The organism is Rugamonas rubra (genome assembly GCF_900114705.1).
Taxonomy (GTDB): domain Bacteria; phylum Pseudomonadota; class Gammaproteobacteria; order Burkholderiales; family Burkholderiaceae_D; genus Rugamonas; species Rugamonas rubra.
Window position 1 is genome coordinate 298878 of sequence record NZ_FOTW01000008.1, and the last position, 16423, is coordinate 315300.

A 16423-nucleotide genomic window follows, 5' to 3' on the forward strand; every position below is an offset into this window, starting at 1 on the left:
CATCTTACTAACTTAACCGCCGAATTGTAAACTTCGAATGATTTTTCAACGCGCCCTACGTCGCGAGCTGGTCAGCGTCGCCGGGGCTACTTTTACGGTCCTGTTCAGCATTTCCGTCACCTGGACCCTGATCACCATCCTCGGCAAGGCCGCCGGCGGCAAGGTCGCGTCGAGCGACGTGGTGGCGCTGATCGTTTTCGCGGCCCTGAATTATCTGCCAACCATCGTCATCCTCACCAGTTTTATTTCGGTGCTGATGGTGGTCACGCGCAGCTACCGCGACTCCGAGATGGTGGTCTGGTTCGCCTCCGGCCTGAGCCTGACGCGCTGGATCGCGCCGGTGCTCAGCTTCGGCCTGCCGATGGTGCTGCTGACGGCCGTCCTCAGCCTGGTGGCCACGCCCTGGGCCAAGCACAAGAGCGGCGAGTACGTCGAGCGCTTTGAAAAACGCGAGGACCTGCAAAAGGTCGCGCCCGGCCAGTTCAAGGAATCGGCGTCGAGCAACCGCATCTTCTTCGTCGAGGGCGTCAGCGGCAAGACGGCGGTAGTGCAGAACGTCTTCGTCAACACCGTCGACGAGCACGGCACCGCCGTCATCGTCGCCAAGGAGGGCGTCATCACCGCCGACGCCAAGGGCCAGCGCTTCCTGGTGCTGAAGAACGGCCGGCGCTACCAGGGCGTGCCCGGCCAGGCCGACTTCCAGACCATGGAGTTCGAGCGCTACAGCATGCGCGTGGCCAGCCAGACGCAGAACATCGAGTCCGATGTCGACGTCGCCGGCATGGCCACGCCGGCCCTGTTCGCGCTGCGCACCAACGACACCCGCGCCGAGCTGCTGTGGCGCCTGGCCTCGCCGCTGACCTGCCTGGTGCTGGTGCTGCTGGCCATTCCGCTGGGCTTCGTCAATCCGCGCGCCGGCAGCTCGGCCAACCTGATCATCGCGCTGCTGATCTTCGTCACCTACTCCAACCTGGTCAAACTGGTCGAGGCCAGCGTCAAGCAGGGCCGCTTCAGCTTCGCCCTGTCGTGGTGGCCGCTGCACCTGCTGGTCGGCCTGGTCGTGCTGGGACTGTTCTTCTGGCGGCTCAACGTGAACCACCGCTACCACCCGCTGGTCCTGCTGGCATCGATCAAGCGGCCCCGCGCCTGCAACAAGGAAGGCGCCGCAAAATGAGAGTCCTACAACGCTATTTCGCCGTCTCCATCGCCCAGGCGGTGGCCTTCGTGCTGCTCGCCTTCCTCGCCCTGCAGGCCTTCATGGACCTGACCGGCGAGCTGCCCTCGGTGGGCAAGAACGGCTACGCCATCCAGCACGCCTTGCTGTACGTGCTGATCATGCTGCCCAGCCACGTTTATGAGGTGATGCCGGTGGCGGCGCTGATCGGCACCATCTACACGATGGCGCAGTTCGCCAGCACCTCCGAGTTCACCATCATGCGCGCCTCCAGCATGTCGACCGGCATGGCGGCGTGGATGCTGTTCAAGGTCGGCGTGGTGTTGGTCATCATCACCTTCATCTTCGGCGAGCTGATCTCCCCGCGCACCACGCCGCTGGCCGCCAAGATCAAGCTGAGCGCGCGCGGCGCCGCCGTCTCGGCCGAGTTCCGTTCCGGCCTGTGGACCAAGGACATCGTCAAGAGCGACGGCATGACCGGCACGCTGGCCGGCTCGCGCTTCTTCAACGTGCGCGAGGTGCGCCCCGACGGCCAACTGCGCGACGTCAAGCTGTACGAGTTCGACACCAACTTCCGCCTGCGCTCGCTGATCCTGGCCAAGAGCGCGACCTACCAGGGCAACAACACCTGGCGCCTGCTCGAGGTGACCGAGAACCAGTTCTCCAACAGCGCGCTGCCACGGCCGGACAGCCAGGCCGACGCCGCCAACAACTTCGCCCAGGCCACCAGCGCGGTGGCGACCACGAAGAGCGCCAGCAAGGACCTGGTGACCGAGATCACGCCGAAGATCCTGTCGGTGTCGAGCTCCGACCCGGACCGCATGTCGGCCACCGAACTGGCCGTCTACACCCGCCACCTGCAGGAGAACAAGCAGGAGACCGAGCGCTTCAAGATCGCCTTTTGGAAGAAGTTGATCGACCCGCTGTCGATCTTCGTGCTGATGGCCATGGCGCTGCCCTTCGCCTACCTGCACACGCGCAGCGGCGGCGTCAGCTTGAAAATTTTCGTCGGCATCATGCTGGGGGTCAGCTTCATGCTGGTCAACACCCTGTTCTCCCACCTCGGCCTGCTCAGCACCTGGCCGGCCCTGCTCACCGCGATCGCGCCGAGCGCTTTGTATCTGCTGCTGGCGCTGGCCGCGCTGTGGTGGGTGGAACGACACTAATGATGGAAACCGCCATGAACCAAGTAGAGCAACGCGCGCTGATCCTGTTCGCCCACGGCGCCCGCGCCGCCTCCTGGGCCGCTCCCTTCGAGCGCCTGCGCGACATGACGCAGGCGCGCATGCCCGGCACGCGCGTGGCGCTGGCCTTCCTGGAGTTGATGACGCCGCAGCTGCCCGCGCTGGTGGCCGAGCTGGCCGCCGCCGGCGCCGCGCGGATCACCGTGGTGCCGGTGTTCCTGGGGCAGGGCGGTCACGTGCTGCGCGACCTGCCGCTGCTGGTCGAGCAGTTGCGTCTGGACCATCCTGGCGTGGCGATCGAGGTGGCCGGCGCTGTGGGCGAGGATCCGACCGTGCTGCAGGCGATCACCGACTACTGTGTGACTGCCTCTGGCGGGATGGTCTAGGTTTTCCGACGCCTGGCCGCCGACGTGTGGTGCTAGCCCTTGCATTGGCGGGGGCGCCATGTTGAGGCGCCGGCTGTTGCTAAGGCTACCCAACAGCGACTAACCAGGGTCAGACCCTAGGGTCTGACCCTAAAGTTGCGCAGGTGGCCATTCTTTACTTGGCGGCGTCGGGGACTGGCCCCGACTTGCGCCTCCCAATTGGACAAGGAAAAGCCCCGCGTGCGCGAGCAGGCGGGGCTTTTTGTCGTCCGGCGCCGGAGCTGCGCGCGCAGGGGGTGTTGGCGTCAGGCCTGACGCTGCAGTTCTTCCGCGCGTTCGCTGGTGCCGCCCAAGGCCTGCTGCGGCCGGGCGCGCATCGCCTCGCCCAGCATCACCAGCACCGGGCCGTGGGTCTCGCCCAAGCCCTGCGCCAGGGTGCCCAGGGTCAGGCGCAGCACGCGCTGGTCGGCGCGGCTGCAGTTCTCGATCACCACCACCGGCGTGGCGGCCGGGCGGCCCTGTTCCAGCAGGCGCCGGGCGGTGACGATGGCCTCGCGCCCGCCCATGTACTGCACCAGCGTGTCGGTGTCCGGCACGGCGGTCTGCTCGGGGTGGGCCGGCGCCGTGCTGGAGGTGAAGAAGGCGACGCTGCGCGCCACGCCGCGCTGGGTCAGCGGCTGCTGCGTGGCCGCCGCCGCCGCCAGCGCGGTGGTGATGCCGGGCACCACCTCGACCTCGATGCCGGCCGCCTCCAGCGCGCGCAACTCCTCGTCGGCGCGGCCGAACAGCATCGGGTCGCCGCCCTTCAAGCGTACCACCAGGGCGCACTTGCCGGCCTGGTCGACCAGCTGCTTGTTGATGAAGGCCTGCGCCGTCGACAACTGGCCGCAGCGCTTGCCGACGGCGATCTTGACCGCTTGCGGACACAGCTCCAGCATCTCCGCCGTCACCAGGGCGTCGTGCAGCACCACGTCGGCTTGCGCCAGCAGGCGCGCGCCGCGCAGTGTGATCAGGTCCTGGGCGCCGGGACCGGCGCCGATCAGATAGACTTTTCCGAAGGCTGGCATGTGGCTTTCCCTTGCCCGCTTACGCGCCGAGGCGGATCATGCCGGCGGCGACGGTCTGGTGGGTCACCTCGTCGATCAGGATGAAGGCACCGGTGGCGCGGATGTCGGCGTAGGCGTCGGCCGCCAGCGGCTGCTGCACGCTCAGGCTGACGCGCGCGATGTCGTTCAGCTTGAGGCCGTCGGCGCTGTGGCGCTGCTGGGTGTTGATGTCCAACAGCGACTCGATGGCGGTGACCTTGGCGGCGGTCTGCTTGGTGCCGTGCTTGATCCAGTACTTGCGGCGCTGGTCGAGCGGCTCGTCGGACATCCAGCAGACGTCGGCGTTGAGGCTCTTGAGCAGTGTGGCCGGGCGGTCGGCGCCGGCCAGCAGGTCGCCGCGCGAGATGTCCAGGTGCTCGTTGAGCAGCAGCGTGACCGATTGGCCCACCACGGCCGACTGGTGCGAACCCTCCAGGGTGACGATGTCCTTGACGGTGGCGCTCTGGCCGGACGGCTGCACCACCAGCTTGTCGCCGACGCTGACCTTGCCGGCCTCGATGCGGCCCATGTAGCCGCGGAAGTCGTTGGCCTCGTGGCCGTTGTGGCGCGCCACCAGCTGCACCGGGAAGCGGAACGGCGCGCTGTGCGACTCGTCGTAGACGGTCAGCGATTCGAGCAGCTCGATCAGGGTCGGGCCCTGGTACCAGCTCAGCTTCTCGCTGGCGCTGACGACGTTGTCGCCGCTCAGTGCCGACAGCGGGATCGGCGTGATGTCCTTCAGGCCCAGGGTGGTGGCGAACTCGCGGTAGGCCTTGACGATGCGGTCGTAGATCGCCTGGTCGTAGTTGATCAGGTCCATCTTGTTGACGGCGACGACGATGTGCTCGATCTGCAGCAGGTGGGCGATGGTCGAGTGGCGCTTGGTCTGGATCAGCAGGTCGACGCCGCCGTCCTCGCGCAGCTTGACCTTGGACACGTCGATCAGGATGATCACCGCGTCGGCGGTCGAGGCGCCGGTCACCATGTTGCGGGTGTACTGCTCGTGGCCCGGCGTGTCGGCGATGATGAACTTGCGTTTCGGCGTGGCGAAGTAGCGGTAGGCCACGTCGATGGTGATGCCCTGTTCGCGCTCGGCCTCCAGGCCGTCGGTCAGCAGCGACAGGTCGACGGCGTCGCCGACGGTGCGCTTGTGCTTGGAGCGCGACATGGCGTCGAGCTGGTCGGCGAAGATGCCCTTGCTGTCGAACAGCAGGCGGCCGATCAAGGTGCTCTTGCCGTCGTCGACGGAGCCGGCGGTGATGAAGCGCAGCAGGCCCGAGACCGCGTCCGGGTTGGCGTGTTGGGTTTGGTTGAGTGCGTTCATCAGAAGTATCCTGCCTTTTTACGTTTTTCCATCGACGCTTCGGAGGTCTGGTCGTCCATCCGGGTGGCGCCGCGTTCGGTGATCTGGGTGATGGCCGTCTCGGCGATGATCGCCTCGACGGTGGCGGCGTCCGACGACACCGGGCAGGTGCAGGAGATGTCGCCGACGGTGCGGAAGCGCACGGTCTGGGTCTCCACCGTTTCGCCCTCGCGCGGCGGGGTCAGGTCGGTCAGCGGCACCAGCAAGCCGTTGCGCGGGATCACCTGGCGCTCATGGGCGAAGTAGATCGGCGGCAGTTCCAGCTTTTCGCGGGCGATGTAGAGCCACACGTCGAGCTCGGTCCAATTGGAGATCGGGAAGACGCGCATGTTCTCGCCCGGGTGGACGCGGGTGTTGTACAGGTCCCACAGCTCGGGGCGCTGGGATTTCGGGTCCCACTGGCCGAACTCGTCGCGGAAGGAGAAGATGCGCTCCTTGGCGCGGGCCTTCTCCTCGTCGCGGCGGGCGCCGCCGATGCAGGCGTCGAACTTGTGCTCGGCGATGGTCTCGAGCAGCGTGACGGCCTGGGCGGCGTTGCGCGAGTCGGTCGCCGGATTGCGCAGGCGCACCGTGCCGCGCCGGATCGAGTCCTCCACCGAGCCGACGATCAGGCGCTCGCCCAGCTCGGCGACGCGCTTGTCGCGGAAGGTGATCACCTCGGCGAAGTTGTGGCCGGTGTCGACGTGCACCAGGGGGAAGGGGAACTTGCCCGGGCGGAAGGCCTTCTCGGCCAGGCGCAGCAGCACCACCGAGTCCTTGCCGCCGGAGAACAGCAGGGCCGGGTTGGCGCATTCGGCCGCCACCTCGCGCAGGATGTGGATGGCTTCCGATTCGAGCGCGTCGAGGTGGCGCGCGTTCATGTCGCCGAGGCCGAAGGTGGCCGGTTGTTGAGCAGCTGGAGCGTTCATTGGACTGTGCCTATCGTCTTGTAGATGTTGTTGTCAGCGGGCTGGCGCCCGGCTCTGTTCTTATGCGGCAACGGACTTGATGCGGATCAGCTTGCCGTCGACCATGTGCAGGCCGCACTCCTTGGAGTCCGGGTTCTCCCACCACCAGCGGCCGGCGCGCACGTCCTCGCCCGGCTCGATGGCGCGGGTGCAGGGGGCGCAGCCGATCGAGGGGTAGCCCTGGTCGTGCAGCGCGTTGTAGGGCACGCCGTGGTCGCGCAGGTAGTTCCACACGTCCTGCTCGGACCAGTCGGCCAGCGGGTTGAACTTGACCATGCCGTGGGCCGGGTCGTCCTCCTGCACGTGCAGCTCGGCGCGGGTGCTCGACTGGGCGCGGCGCTGGCCGGTGATCCAGGCGCGCTGGCCGGCGAGGGCGCGGCCGAGCGGCTCGACCTTGCGGATGCGGCAGCACTCGCGGCGCATCTCGACGCTGTTGTAGAAGGCGTTCAGGCCGTTCTGCGCGACGTAGGCCTCGACCGCCTCGGGCTGCGGGCGGTACAGCGCGACCCGGTAGCCGTAGTGCGACTCGATGCGCTCGATCATGTCCAGCGTTTCCGGGTGCAGGCGGCCGGTCTCCAGCGAGAAGATGCCGATCGGCAGCTTGGCGCGCAGGATCAGGTCGGTCAGCACCATGTCCTCGGCGGCCAGGCTGGAGGCGAACACGGCCGGCGCGAAGTCGGCGGCGATGCCTTGCAGCGTCGCTTCGGTGGCGGCGATCAGGGTGGTCAGGTCGTCCATGGCGTCTCCCCTAGATGCCCGAGCCGACATCGCTGCCGTCGGGGCGCACGTCGCGCGGCTGGCGGCGGAACAGCGGTTGCTTCTGGTCGACCGAGGCCTGGTAGGTCTCGGAGAAGTCGGACAGGCCCTTCAGCGCCTCGTGGATGTCGCGGTCGGGGCGGGTGGCGTAGGCGTCGAAGCCGACCCGCTGCATCGAGAACAGCTGGTCGCGCAGCACGTCGCCGATGGCGCGCAGCTCGCCGGCGTAGCCGAGGCGGCTGCGCAGGTTGTAGGCGATCGAGTAGCCGCGGCCGTCGGTGAACTTGGGGAAGTCGACCGCCACCAGGGCGAACTTGGCCAGGTCGTCCTTGATCGATTCCGGCCGCTCGTCGCTGGCCAGCCAGACGGCGATCTCGCCGGCGGCGACGCGCCCGGCCAGGGCGGCGCCCTGCGCCTGCCACACCGGCAGCGGCAGGATCACCTTGCCGGCGGGGATGGCGAGGCCGGCCGGGTCTTGCGCTTCGGCACCTTCCGCGGCGCCCTCGGCGAGCTCGAGGCGCAGCACCTGCCAGTCGTCCTCGACCACGCTGCGTTGCTTGATGATCAGGTTTTTCTTTGCTTCAGACATATTCATCCTCACCCACCAGTTGGCCCGCCTTGATCGGCGTGGCGTACACATGTTCCTTGAACGGCGCGATGCCCAGGCGCTGCGCGGTGGCGGCGAAGGGTTCGTCCTCGTAGCGCTCGCGCACATACACCTCGAGCAGGCGGCCGATCACCTCCGGCATCTGCAGCGAGGAGAACGAGGGGCCGATGATCTTGCCGATGGCCGCATTGTTGCCCTGGGCGCCGCCGATCGACACTTGATACCATTCGCTGCCGTCCTTGTCGACGCCGAGCACGCCGATGCTGCCGACGTGGTGGTGGCCGCAGGCGTTGATGCAGCCGGAGATGTTCAGTTCGATCTCGCCGATGTCGTGCTGGAAGTCGATGTTGTCGAAGCGCTCGGCGATGGCGGCGGCGATCGGCAGCGACTTGGCGTTGGCCAGCGAGCAGAAGTCGCCGCCGGGGCAGCAGATCATGTCGGTCAGCAGGCCGATGTTGGGCGTGGCCAGGCCGTGCGCCTTGGCTTCCTGCCACAGCTGGAACAGCAGCGACTGCTCGACGTCGGCCAGCACCAGGTTTTGCTCGTGGGTCACGCGCAGCTCGCCGAAGCAATAGCGGTCGGCCAGTTCGGCGACGAAGTCCATCTGCTCGGCGGTGGCGTCGCCCGGCGGCACGCCGGTCTTCTTCAGCGACAGCACCACGGCGGCGTAGCCGGGCCGCTTGTGCGGCTTGACGTTGCGCTTGAGCCAGTTGGTGTAGGCCTTGTTGTCGGCGTGCAGGGCGGCCGGGTCGATGGCGGCCAGATCCTTGTAGGCGGGCGGCACGAAGTAGGCGCTCACTCGGGCCATTTCCTCGGCGGTCAGCGTTTCCAGGCCGTCCTTCAGGTCGACCCATTCGGCCTCGACCTGGCGGGTGAACTCCTCCACGCCCAGCGCCTTCAGCAGGATCTTGATGCGGGCCTTGTACTTGTTGTCGCGGCGGCCGTACTGGTTGTACACGCGCATCACCGCCTCGGTGTAGGTCAGCAGGTGCTGCCACGGCAGGAACTCGCGGATCACGCTGCCCAGGATGGGCGTGCGGCCCATGCCGCCGCCGGCCATGAACTTGAAGCCGACCTCGCCGTCCGCGTTGCGCACCACGGTCAGGCCGATGTCGTGCACGGCGATGGCGGCGCGGTCCTCCTCGGCGCCGTTGATGGCGACCTTGAACTTGCGCGGCAGGGCGATGAACTCGGGGTGGAAGGTGCTCCACTGGCGCAATATCTCGGCGAAGGGGCGCGGATCGATGATCTCGTCGGCGGCCACGCCGGCGTAGGGGTCGGAGGTGGTGTTGCGGATGCAGTTGCCGGAGGTCTGGATGGCGTGCATCTCCACCGAGGCCAGCTCGGTCAGGATGTCCGGCGTCTGCTCCAGGTTGATCCAGTTGAACTGGATGTTCTGCCGCGTGGTGAAGTGGCCGTAGCCACGGTCGTACTTGCGGGCGATGTGGGCGAACATGCGCATTTGCTTGGACGACAGCAGGCCGTAGGGCACGGCGATGCGCAGCATGTAGGCGTGGCGCTGCATGTACAGACCGTTTTGCAGGCGCAGCGGCAGGAATTCGGCTTCGCTCAGCTCGTCGCTGAGGCGGCGGCGCACTTGGTCGCGGTACTGGGCGATGCGCTCGCGCACGATGAGGTGGTCGTACTGGTCGTAATGGTACATATCGTTCCTAAAATGGTCGCTTACTGGGCTGCCGGCACATTACAGTGTAGTTGGAAATGCCACAAAATCGACCCGGCGGCGCCCTGCGGCGCGGCGCGGGCGGCAATTGAATCGCACGCGCATCCCCAAACTAGCGGCAATAGTAATAAACTTCGTCTTTATTCCAAACGACATAGTCTTTATTTGCTTATATACGTAATGGGTATAAGCATGGGCGCAAAACATTTTTAAGACGTTCGAGACGCGAAACCGGGGCCACGACCTGCAATGAACCTTCACCAACTGCGCTTCGTCCGCGAAGCGGTACGCCAGAACTACAACCTGACCGACGCCGCCAAGGCCTTGTTCACCTCGCAGCCGGGGGTGTCCAAGGCCATCATCGAGCTCGAGGAGGAGCTCGGCGTCGACATCTTCACCCGCCACGGCAAGCGCATCCGCGGCCTGACCGAGCCGGGCCGCCTGGTGCTGGCGTCGGTGGAGTTGATTATGCAGGAAATCGACAGCCTGAAGCGCATCGGCAAGGAATACGCGGCCCAGGATAGTGGTAGTTTTACCATCGCCACCACGCACACCCAGGCCCGCTACATCCTGCCCAGGGTGGTCCAGGCCTTCATGCTGAAGTTCCCCAAGGTAAGATTGTCCCTGTTGCAAGGAAATCCCCAGCAGATCGCCGAGATGGTGCAGCGCGACCAGGCCGACCTGGCCATCGCCACCGAGTCGATCGCCGCCATCGCCGGCCTGATCACCCTGCCGTGCTACCAGTGGGAGCACGTGGTGGTGGTGCCGCCCGACCACGCGCTATTGAAATCGAAGGCGGTGTCGCTGGAAGAAATTGCCGGCTTCCCCCTGATCACGTACGATGGCGCCTTCGCCGGGCGCAGCAAGATCGACCACGCCTTCGGCCTGCGCGGCCTCAAGCCGGACGTGCTGCTGGAGGCCATCGACGCCGACGTCATCAAGACTTATGTCGAGTTGGGCATGGGGATTGGTATCATAGCGGGTATGGCCTTCGATGCCGAGCGCGACAAGAACCTGCGCGCGATCCCAGTCGGCCACCTGTTTGGCATGAACGTCTCGCGCGTCGCCGTCAAGCAGGGCGCCTATCTGCGCAGCTATATTTACACCTTTATTGAACTGCTGGCCCCCACGCTCAACCGCAAATTGATCGAACAGGCCATGAGCGGGGAAAAAGACCACTACGAACTGTAAGGCATGCACCTGCATTACCTGAATTGATAAGAAAGTCCCACATGATTACCAACCAGCTTGCCCAGTACTACGCCGTCAGCGCGGCCACCTACGACGAGGTGTACGAGCAGCCCGAGCGCGAGGACGACCTGGAGGACCTGCACGACATGATCGCCGGCGCCCTCGAGGGCCACAAGGTGCTCGAGCTGGGCTGCGGCACCGGCTACTGGACCGAGACCATCGCCGACGTGGCCGCCTCGGTCCACGCCATCGACTTCTGCCCGGAAATGCTGGCGCTGGCGCGCGAGCGCGGCCTGGACGAGGACATCGTCGAGTTCAGCCAGATGGACGCCTTCGCCCTGCCGGACAGCCCGGGCCGCTACACGGCCGTGTTCGCCGCCGGCTTCTGGTCGCACGTCAAGCGCGAGGAGCAGGAGAAGTTCCTCAAGGGCCTGCGCGCCAAGCTGGGCAAGGACGTCTTGATCGTGCTGCTCGACAACACCTACGTCGACGGCGTCAGCACGGTGTTCGCCCGCACCGACCTGGAGGGCAACACCTTCCAGATCCGCCTGGCCGCCGACGGCCAGCGCTACGAGGTGCTGAAGAACTACCCGACCGACAGCGCGCTGCGCAAGAAGATGGCCACGGCGGCGCGCGAAACCCGCGTCGAACGCCTGGAGTACTACTACATCCTGAGCTGCCGGCTGAAGTAAGCCGGCGCGCCGGCACCCGCCACACCCGCAACAGCCGCCCCGAGCGGCTGTTGTGCATTTTGCTGCTTGGAAACAACAAAGTAGTCGATGTCATATTGTTGAAGTATTTGATAGGCAAGATTCGCCCGGTGAATTCATAACGCGTTTCATCTTCATTAACTTCAAGTAGAGAACATCAAGTGAAAAAAATTACTCTGGCAGCATTGGTTATCGGCGCATTCGCCACTTCGGCGCAAGCGCAGTCGAACGTCACCATCTACGGCGTTGTCGACCTCGGTCTGGCCAAAACCACCAATGGCACCACGGTCGAGCGCGAGAACCATGCGTCGCGTCTGGGCTTCAAGGGTTCCGAGGAACTGGGCAACGGCCTGCAGGCGATCTTCAACCTGGAAAGCGAAATCCTGGCCGACACCGGCATGCAAAAGGGCAATCTGTTCGACCGTCAATCGTGGGTCGGCTTGAAGGGCAGCTTCGGTACCGTCTACATGGGCCGCACCAAGGACCTGATCGACGGCGCGCAGGGCCGCGTCGAGCCGTTCGGCGCCGACGGCGTGGTCGGCAAGGTCAACGAGGTGATGATGCGCGGCGGCGTGGGCGCCTCGCGCGTGGCCAACGCCATCACCTACAACAGCCCGAGCTTCCAGGGTTTCGTGGTCAGCGCGCAAGCCGTGCTGAGCGAAGTCAAGGGCGCCGACACCGGCTACGCCGGCCTGGTCACCTATGACAACGGCCCGGTCAGCTTGCACGCCGGCTACCAGCGCGCGGTCCAGGCCACCGTTACCCCGGCCGAGCCTAAGCTGTGGACCGTCGGCGGCGGCTACAAGTTCGGCGATGCCAAAGTCACGGCCGCCTACTCGAAGGGTGACACCGACGTGGCCGCCACCGGCGAATTCAAATCCTACCTGGTGGGCCTGAGCTACGCCATCGGCGGCGGCGAAGCCAAGGCTGTGTACGGCAAGCAAAAGCAAAGCAACAACAAGGTCAACGACCTCGACACCGTCAAGGAATTCGGCCTCGGCTACGACTACTCGCTGTCCAAGCGTACCGCCGTCTACGGCTACGCCGGCCGCGAGCGCGTCAAGTCGCTGACCTCCTACCAGGTCGGCATCACCCACAAGTTCTAAGCTTCGGCTGGACTTGTAGGAAACCAAAGCGCTCCCCGGAGCGCTTTTTTTGTTGGTCCGGCCGCGTTGCTTCAACCTGCCTCAGGCCGGCGCGGCCCTCGGCGGCAGCGGCAGGCGGATGGCGATGCTGGTGCCCCGGCTGCCGTCGCTGCTGATCGAGATGTCGCCGTGGATGGCCCAGACCCGCTCGCGCATGCCGATCAGGCCGAAGGAGGTGGCCTTGTCCATGTCGCCCTCGGCGATGCCGCGGCCGTCGTCCTCGATGGTGATCAGCAGGGAGGAGTCGATGCGGTGCAGGTCCAGCTGCACCCGGCGCGCCTCGGCGTGGCGGGCGATGTTGGTCAAGGCCTCCTGGACGATGCGGAAAATGGTCGTGCTGTAGGCGTCGTCCAGCGTGAGCTCCTGCTCGTCGGCGTGCAGCTCGCAGTCGATGCCGTGGCGTTCGACGAACTCCTGGCGTAGGGTTTGCAGGGCGAAGTACAGGCCGCCCTCGTCGAGCGCGCGCGGGCGCAGGTTGCTGGCGATGCGGCGCAGCGAGGTGATGGCGGTGACCAGCAGGCCGTCCATGCTTTGTTGCAGCTTGCGCGCGCCGGCGCTGTCGGGCGGCTGCTGTTGCAGCAGGTTCAAGTCGACGCGCAGGGTGGCCAGTAGCTGGCCCAGGTCGTCGTGCAGTTCGCGCGCGATGTGGGTGCGCTCCTCCTCGCGGATGGTCTGCAGCGCCGCCGACAGCTCGCGCAGCTGGGTGTAGGAGTGTTCCAGCTGCTGTTGCACCTGCTTGCGCTCGGTGATGTCGCGCAGGATGATGGTGTAGATCGGGCGACCCTCCTCGGTCTGGCTGGAGATCGAGCCCTCCAGCGGGAACAGCTCGCCGCTGGCCTTCAGCCCGGTCACGGCGTAGTCGGAGGCGCGCCGGCCCTTCATGCGCAGGTGGATGCCGGTGGCGCCGAAATAGGACACGGCGGCCTGCTCGCCGGACATGCGTTGCTCGCGCGGAATGAATTGCTGCAGCGCGGCGCCCTCCATCGCCTGCACCGTGGTGCCGAACATGGCGGCGGCCGAGGGGTTGGCCTCCAGAATGGTTTGCGACTCGTCGGTCGAGATGATGGCGTCGCTGGCGTTGTGGATGATGCTGCGGCTGCGGTTTTGCTCGGTCTCGACCAGCTTGCCGGCGCGCCGCAGGGGGCGCGCCAAGCGGTAGTAGAGGCGGCTTGCCAACATCATCGCCGCCGCCACGAAGGGCAGGGCGGGCAGCAGTTTGAATTTGCCGGATTTGTTCATGGGCGTGCGTCCTCGCAGCCGGAGCGGGGACGGCCGTAAGAGAGCACACTAATCCAATTGGCGGCGGGGCGGCTTGATGTGCCGCAGGGCGGATGGCGGCGGCGTCCGTGGCGGCCGCCGCCGCCCGGCTCACATCTGCTTGAACAGGTGCAGGAAGCTGCGGCTGACCTCGAGCTTGTCCGGTTTGCCTTTGATCATCACCAGGTGGCGGCCGCGAATGTCGCGCGTGACACCCTCGATGGCGTTGACGTTGACCAGGGTGGCGCGGTGGATCTGCCAGAACAGCGCCGGATCGAGCTCCTCGGCCAGGTCGCGCACCGGCTTGCGGATCAGCGCCTCGTAGCGCTCGGTCTGCACGCAGGTGTATTTTTCGTCGGAGCGGAAGAACAGGATCTCCTCGACCGGGATCATGCGCAGGTCCTGGCCGATGCTGGCCTGGATCCATTGCAGATAGCTCGGCTTGGGCGCGGTGATCTTTTCGGCCAACTGCGACAGCATCGCCGTGACGCTGGCGTTCATGTCGGCGGCCGGCGTGGCCAACCGCGTCTTCAGGCGGTCGACGGTGATCTGCAGGCGCTCCTGCTCGGGCGGTTTGAGCACGTAGTCGACCGCGCCGCGCTCGAAGGCCTCGACGGCGTAGGCGTCGTAGGCGGTGACGAAGACGATGTGGCTCTTGTTGCCGATCACGGCGGCGGCCTCCATGCCGGTCTTGCCGGGCATGCGGATGTCGAGGAAGGTGAAGTCCGGTTTCAGCTGGTCGACCAGGTCGACCGCCTCGTCGCCGTTCTTGGCTTCGCCGATGATCTCCAGCTCGGGCCACACCTGGCCCAGGCGCATGCGCAGTTGGTCGCGCATCAAACGTTCGTCGTCGGCAATGATTGCTGTTGGCATGGTGGTAAAGTTGTAAAAAGTAAGTATTAATTATTCAATGAATCGATTTAATAATCAATCTTTACCTTTGATTGTTGCTTTTATTTGGCAAGTTGATATGGCACCTCGATTGTCGCGATGACGCCGCTGGGGCTGTTGGCCGTGATGTTCAGCTGGGCCTGGTCGCCGTGCAGCAGCTTGAGCCGCTCGCGGATGGTCAGCAGGCCCAGGCCGGTGCCGTCGCTGGGCACGGCGCCGAAGCCCATGCCGTCGTCGGCGACAATCACGCGCAGTCTATTATGCGCCACTTCGGCGCGCACTTTCAGGCTGCCGCCCTGCGGTTTCGCCTCCAGTCCGTGCTTGATGGCGTTTTCCACCATCGATTGCAACATCATCGGCGGGAAGGCGGCCGTGCGCAGGCCGTCGGGCACGTCGAAATCGACGTGCAGGCGTTCCTCCATGCGCATTTTCAACAGGTTCAGATAGGCCACCACCATGTCGGCCTCGCGGCCGAGGTTGGTGATCAGGGCGTTGTCGCGCATCTGCGGCAGCACCGCGCGCAGGTACTTGATCAGGCTGCGCTGCATCGCCGAGGCGCGCGGCGGGTCGGTCTCGATCAAGTGCTCGACCGAGGCCAGGGTGTTGAACAGGAAATGCGGCTCGACTTGGGCCTGCATCATCTGCATCTTCGCCTCGCTCAGCTGGCGCTGCATGGATTCGCGCTCGGCCGCCGCGTTGGCGGTGATGGTTTCGGCCTCGGCGCGTTTCTTGCCGCCCATCAGGGCCTTGGTGCCGAACAGGGCCAGTACCAGCAGGGAGACGAAGCTGGTGAACCAGGTCGAGGCTTGCTTGTGGTAGCGCGACACCTTCTGCTCGGCGGCGTCGTCGACCGCCTCTTCGATGGCGTTCGACAATTCTTCGCCGATTTGCGGCGGCAGGTCGATGTGGACTTCCTCGCTCGACGGCGGCGCCGGAGGCGCAGGCGGCGCGGGCGGGACGGCGTTGGCCGGATTCGCGGCTGGCGCCGGAGGCGCGGGCGGCTCGGTACGGGCTTCGGTAATCGCGGGGGGATTGTCGATGTCGTTCTTATTAGTAGCGCCGTCGTCCTTGCCGTTGGCGGCCTCGTCCGCCGGGGCTGTGCCGGTGCTGGCCGCCGGGCCGGGGCGGCCATCTTTGCGCACCTTGCCGCGCGGATTGAAATGGATGCCGCTGTCGTCGATCAGGATGTTGGTTTCGCCGCTGCGCTTGTTGGCGCGCTTGCTGTCCTGGGCGATGGCTTCCTCGTCGGGGCTGGAGGAGAACAGTTCCTCCTGCAGAATGGAGCCGGCGATCAGCATCAGGGCGGCGAACAGGAAAAATTTCCACCATGATAATTGGGTGACCCAGGTCGCCGTCGTATCAAAGCCCCGGTGCAGCCATGCCGCGACGGTCTTGATGGTGTCTTGTATGTTGGACTGAGAAAACATGTGAGGCTTTCGAAACTATGTCGTGGAGTGCAGGCGGGGAGTGTAACTGAACGCAAACCGCGCCCGCCCCGTTTTTGCTTCCGCCACAAAGGATATTGGAATGATGCAACCTTACGCCGACGCTTGGCGGGCAGCCATGCGATTGCGACAGTCTGCAAGAAACGGGGGGTGGAACGGCGTGGCTGGCGTCGGACTGCGCGGCGTGCCTTGTCGCGCGACGATAGCGGAGGAATAGGCCTTGCGCAGCTAGCGCCGCTTTGCTATAGTTCGCCTCCCCGCAGAACGGAGCGCGCAAAACAGCGTGGCGCAGAGTGAAGCGGGGAAAAGTAGGGGGTTGACGAAATGGCCGAAACGCTGCATACTCTTCCTTCTTCGCAGCTGACAAACAAAACGATTTGTCAAGGGTTGAAAGCCCGGTTGCAGGCAGTACCGAATAAAGTTCTTTAACAATTAACAGTCGATAAGTGTGGATGTTTGATGAAAGTGCAGCGGCTTCTTCGGAAGTCGTCAACTTAAAATATCAAATGTTCACAAGAAGTAATGAAATAGGACGCTTCGCAAGAAGTGGCCTGTCAGTATTTTGAGTGAGCGACCCCTTAGCAATAAGGGTGGCACGAAAGTGTCAAAGTAACAGAGATTA

General features: G+C 65.2%; 15 protein-coding genes. 6 read left to right on the forward strand and 9 right to left on the reverse strand.

Translation table 11 applies throughout. The features are described from left to right. Positions 1 to 37 precede the first annotated feature (37 nt). From lptF to BM252_RS09200, 3 genes are read left to right on the forward strand one after another with little or no spacing between them, the layout of a single operon-like run. Positions 38 to 1174, forward strand: a complete 1137-nt coding sequence (lptF, locus tag BM252_RS09190) for an LPS export ABC transporter permease LptF (protein WP_093386558.1) — start codon at positions 38 to 40, stop codon at positions 1172 to 1174. Next, positions 1171 to 2340 (forward strand): LPS export ABC transporter permease LptG, encoded by a 1170-nt coding sequence (lptG, locus tag BM252_RS09195; protein WP_093386560.1) that lies wholly within the window; start codon positions 1171 to 1173, stop codon positions 2338 to 2340. Before lptF ends, lptG begins: the two co-directional genes overlap by 4 nt. A 14-nt stretch (positions 2341 to 2354) precedes the next feature. Continuing rightward, entirely contained in the window at positions 2355 to 2744 is a 390-nt protein-coding gene (locus BM252_RS09200; RefSeq protein WP_093386672.1) for a sirohydrochlorin chelatase, read from the forward strand. Positions 2745 to 3028: 284 nt separating this feature from the next. On the opposite strand, the gene cobA is transcribed toward BM252_RS09200, so the two are convergent. From cobA to BM252_RS09230, 6 genes are read right to left on the reverse strand one after another with little or no spacing between them, the layout of a single operon-like run. Next, positions 3029 to 3790 carry a uroporphyrinogen-III C-methyltransferase gene (cobA, locus tag BM252_RS09205; protein ID WP_093386563.1) on the reverse strand — a complete coding sequence of 254 codons (762 nt, stop codon included), beginning with the start codon at positions 3788 to 3790 and terminating at the stop codon, positions 3029 to 3031. Positions 3791 to 3809: 19 nt separating this feature from the next. Then, positions 3810 to 5132, reverse strand: a complete 1323-nt coding sequence (locus BM252_RS09210; RefSeq protein ID WP_093386565.1) for a sulfate adenylyltransferase subunit 1 — start codon at positions 5130 to 5132, stop codon at positions 3810 to 3812. Then, positions 5132 to 6079 carry a sulfate adenylyltransferase subunit CysD gene (gene cysD, locus BM252_RS09215; protein WP_425442279.1) on the reverse strand — a complete coding sequence of 316 codons (948 nt, stop codon included), beginning with the start codon at positions 6077 to 6079 and terminating at the stop codon, positions 5132 to 5134. The genes BM252_RS09210 and cysD overlap by 1 nt, the downstream gene beginning before the upstream one ends. 60 nt (positions 6080 to 6139) lie before the next feature. Further along, on the reverse strand, positions 6140 to 6856 hold the full coding sequence (locus BM252_RS09220; RefSeq protein WP_093386570.1) for a phosphoadenylyl-sulfate reductase: 717 nt from the start codon (positions 6854 to 6856) through the stop codon (positions 6140 to 6142). Positions 6857 to 6866: 10 nt separating this feature from the next. Next, a complete protein-coding gene (locus BM252_RS09225) occupies positions 6867 to 7463 on the reverse strand; it encodes a DUF934 domain-containing protein (RefSeq protein ID WP_093386573.1) in 597 nt (198 codons plus the stop codon). Then, the gene (locus tag BM252_RS09230) at positions 7456 to 9144 is read right to left on the reverse strand and encodes a nitrite/sulfite reductase (protein WP_093386575.1); all 1689 of its coding nucleotides are present in this window, start codon (positions 9142 to 9144) and stop codon (positions 7456 to 7458) included. Before BM252_RS09230 ends, BM252_RS09225 begins: the two co-directional genes overlap by 8 nt. A 267-nt stretch (positions 9145 to 9411) precedes the next feature. On the opposite strand from BM252_RS09230, the gene BM252_RS09235 reads away from it, so the two are divergent. From BM252_RS09235 to BM252_RS09245, 3 genes are all read left to right on the forward strand, one after another. Further along, the gene (locus BM252_RS09235; protein WP_093386578.1) at positions 9412 to 10353 is read left to right on the forward strand and encodes a CysB family HTH-type transcriptional regulator; all 942 of its coding nucleotides are present in this window, start codon (positions 9412 to 9414) and stop codon (positions 10351 to 10353) included. A gap of 41 nt (positions 10354 to 10394) precedes the next feature. Further along, complete coding sequence (locus BM252_RS09240) at positions 10395 to 11045, forward strand: class I SAM-dependent methyltransferase (protein ID WP_093386580.1); 651 nt, start codon at positions 10395 to 10397, stop codon at positions 11043 to 11045. Between the two features lie 179 nt (positions 11046 to 11224). After that, positions 11225 to 12169 carry a porin gene (locus tag BM252_RS09245; protein WP_093386583.1) on the forward strand — a complete coding sequence of 315 codons (945 nt, stop codon included), beginning with the start codon at positions 11225 to 11227 and terminating at the stop codon, positions 12167 to 12169. A gap of 81 nt (positions 12170 to 12250) precedes the next feature. Here BM252_RS09245 and BM252_RS09250 read toward each other — a convergent pair whose 3' ends face one another. The 3 genes from BM252_RS09250 to BM252_RS09260 form a co-directional block, all read right to left on the reverse strand. Further along, the gene (locus BM252_RS09250; RefSeq protein ID WP_093386585.1) at positions 12251 to 13447 is read right to left on the reverse strand and encodes a PAS domain-containing sensor histidine kinase; all 1197 of its coding nucleotides are present in this window, start codon (positions 13445 to 13447) and stop codon (positions 12251 to 12253) included. Positions 13448 to 13576: 129 nt separating this feature from the next. Next, on the reverse strand, positions 13577 to 14338 hold the full coding sequence (locus BM252_RS09255; protein WP_093386588.1) for a LytR/AlgR family response regulator transcription factor: 762 nt from the start codon (positions 14336 to 14338) through the stop codon (positions 13577 to 13579). An 80-nt stretch (positions 14339 to 14418) separates the two neighbouring features. Beyond that, on the reverse strand, positions 14419 to 15783 hold the full coding sequence (locus BM252_RS09260; protein WP_093386590.1) for a sensor histidine kinase: 1365 nt from the start codon (positions 15781 to 15783) through the stop codon (positions 14419 to 14421). Between the last annotated feature and the right edge of the window lie 640 nt (positions 15784 to 16423).

Excerpts from the sequence above, each read along its gene's own strand:
- BM252_RS09220 (WP_093386570.1), bottom strand. The coding sequence starts at position 6,856 with ATGGACGACCTGACCACCCTGATCGCCGCCACCGAAGCGACGCTGCAA.
- lptG (WP_093386560.1), top strand. The coding sequence starts at position 1,171 with ATGAGAGTCCTACAACGCTATTTCGCCGTCTCCATCGCCCAGGCGGTG.
- BM252_RS09235 (WP_093386578.1), top strand. The coding sequence starts at position 9,412 with ATGAACCTTCACCAACTGCGCTTCGTCCGCGAAGCGGTACGCCAGAAC.
- cysD (WP_425442279.1), bottom strand. The coding sequence starts at position 6,079 with ATGAACGCTCCAGCTGCTCAACAACCGGCCACCTTCGGCCTCGGCGAC.
- BM252_RS09210 (WP_093386565.1), bottom strand. The coding sequence starts at position 5,132 with ATGAACGCACTCAACCAAACCCAACACGCCAACCCGGACGCGGTCTCG.
- BM252_RS09255 (WP_093386588.1), bottom strand. The coding sequence starts at position 14,338 with ATGCCAACAGCAATCATTGCCGACGACGAACGTTTGATGCGCGACCAA.
- BM252_RS09225 (WP_093386573.1), bottom strand. The coding sequence starts at position 7,463 with ATGTCTGAAGCAAAGAAAAACCTGATCATCAAGCAACGCAGCGTGGTC.
- cobA (WP_093386563.1), bottom strand. The coding sequence starts at position 3,790 with ATGCCAGCCTTCGGAAAAGTCTATCTGATCGGCGCCGGTCCCGGCGCC.
- BM252_RS09200 (WP_093386672.1), top strand. The coding sequence starts at position 2,355 with ATGAACCAAGTAGAGCAACGCGCGCTGATCCTGTTCGCCCACGGCGCC.
- lptF (WP_093386558.1), top strand. The coding sequence starts at position 38 with ATGATTTTTCAACGCGCCCTACGTCGCGAGCTGGTCAGCGTCGCCGGG.
- BM252_RS09240 (WP_093386580.1), top strand. The coding sequence starts at position 10,395 with ATGATTACCAACCAGCTTGCCCAGTACTACGCCGTCAGCGCGGCCACC.
- BM252_RS09230 (WP_093386575.1), bottom strand. The coding sequence starts at position 9,144 with ATGTACCATTACGACCAGTACGACCACCTCATCGTGCGCGAGCGCATC.
- BM252_RS09250 (WP_093386585.1), bottom strand. The coding sequence starts at position 13,447 with ATGAACAAATCCGGCAAATTCAAACTGCTGCCCGCCCTGCCCTTCGTG.
- BM252_RS09260 (WP_093386590.1), bottom strand. The coding sequence starts at position 15,783 with ATGTTTTCTCAGTCCAACATACAAGACACCATCAAGACCGTCGCGGCA.